The organism is Sulfurimonas sp., assembly GCF_027056685.1.
Lineage (GTDB): Bacteria > Campylobacterota > Campylobacteria > Campylobacterales > Sulfurimonadaceae > Sulfurimonas.
This window is the reverse complement of the sequence record NZ_JALUKE010000046.1, coordinates 1-1526: the sequence shown is the minus strand read 5'-3', so window position 1 is coordinate 1526 and position 1526 is coordinate 1. Positions and strand designations below refer to the sequence as shown.

Below are 1526 nucleotides of genomic sequence, written 5' to 3'. Positions count from 1 at the left end.
TCCAATGAAGTTTCATAGCTTTTGAGAATTTTTTGTCATTACTTAGACCACTTATTACTTCAAAAAGTGCTGCTGCGTCGTTAAATTCACCTGCAGAGTAGTGCTCAACGGCATACTCATAAAGTGCCCGAAGTGTTGCGAAGTCTTGGACTTCATTCATATCCATAATGCGGTGTGCTTCAAGTGTATCGGTGAGTTTTTCCAGTGCCAAATCAAGAATATTTGCATAAAAGCCGTGGAGTGTCTCTTCATCAAAAGTTTCATGTGCCTCCTGTTCAAGAACATAAAGTGACGCGATGTCATTTGCCTCTTGTGCTTTTAATACTTTTGCTTTGAGTGTTTTAGTTTTGCTCATTTATACATTCCTTGATTCTTAATAGTGCATCTTCTGTTTTTTGTGGGCTTTCCACGAGTGCTATGCGTATAAAACCTTTACCTGGGTTTTCACCTTTTGCATCTTCGCGTGCCAAGAACTCTCCTGGGAGTACTTTTACATTGTAGTTTTTGTAGAGTCGTTTTGTAAATTCTAGTGCATCACCGACATCTATCCAGAGGTAAAATGTCGCTTCTGGTATCTTTGTGCCGAGTATTTTTTTTGCAATTTTGAAATTCTTTTTGTAAATTTCTCGTGCAGTTGCAACATGTGCTTCATCACTCCAAGCCTCTGCTGCGGCATATTGTAGTGGAAGAGGAGAAGCGCAACCAACATAGGTTCTGTACTTCATGTACTCTTTTAAAATGGCAGCGTCGCCTGCAATGAATCCTGAACGCAGCCCTGGTGCTGAGGAGCGTTTTGAGATGGAGTTGATGACTAAAACATTTTTAAAATCATCATTGCCGATAGCTTTTGATGCTTCAAGTAGAGATGGAATAGGTTTAGCGGTGTATATTTCACTGTAACACTCATCATTTAAAAGCACAAAATCATGTTTGAGTGCCATTTTGACCCAGTTTGAAAGTTCTTCAAGCGTTAAAATGCCTGTTGTTGGGTTATTTGGAGAGTTTAGAATGACTAAATCGCACTCTTTTAGAAGCTCTTCATCTATCTCAGGTTTAAAGTTATTCGCTGCGTTTAGGTTGAGGTGTATAACCTTTGAACGCGTTGCAATGGCTGCACCCTCGTAGATTTGGTAAAATGGATTTGTATATGCCATAACGGGATTTTTTGTATCAAAGAGTAAAAACTGTGGGAAGTTAAAAAGCACTTCTCTTGTTCCAAAAGTTGGAATAATTTGCTCGTCTGTAAGTGTGACTCCAAATCTTTTTTCTACAAAGCCGCGTTGTGCTTTGCGTAGTATTGCTTCACCAGTTGTTTTTGGGTATTTTTTTAAAAGTGCGGCATTGTCTGCAAGCGCTTTTTGTATAAACGCAGGTGTTTCAAACTGCGGTTCGCCGATGGTTAAAACAGAGGGTGTATATTTTTCGTTGGGAGTGATGTTTTCTAAAAGTGCTGTAAGTTTTTCAAATGGATATGGTTCAAAATGCATAGATGAGTTTCGCCTTAAAAAATTTAATATATTTGATTA

General features: G+C 38.6%; 2 protein-coding genes. Both read right to left on the bottom strand.

Annotated features, from left to right (window positions below; all coding sequences use genetic code 11):
- The coding region (locus MVY38_RS01585; RefSeq protein WP_297482771.1) for a hypothetical protein at positions 1 to 355 on the bottom strand (355 nt) is incomplete at its 3' end.
- Complete coding sequence (locus MVY38_RS01580) at positions 342 to 1487, bottom strand: succinyldiaminopimelate transaminase (protein WP_297482769.1); 1146 nt, start codon at positions 1485 to 1487, stop codon at positions 342 to 344. The genes MVY38_RS01585 and MVY38_RS01580, both read right to left, overlap by 14 nt.
- Positions 1488 to 1526: the final 39 nt, after the last annotated feature.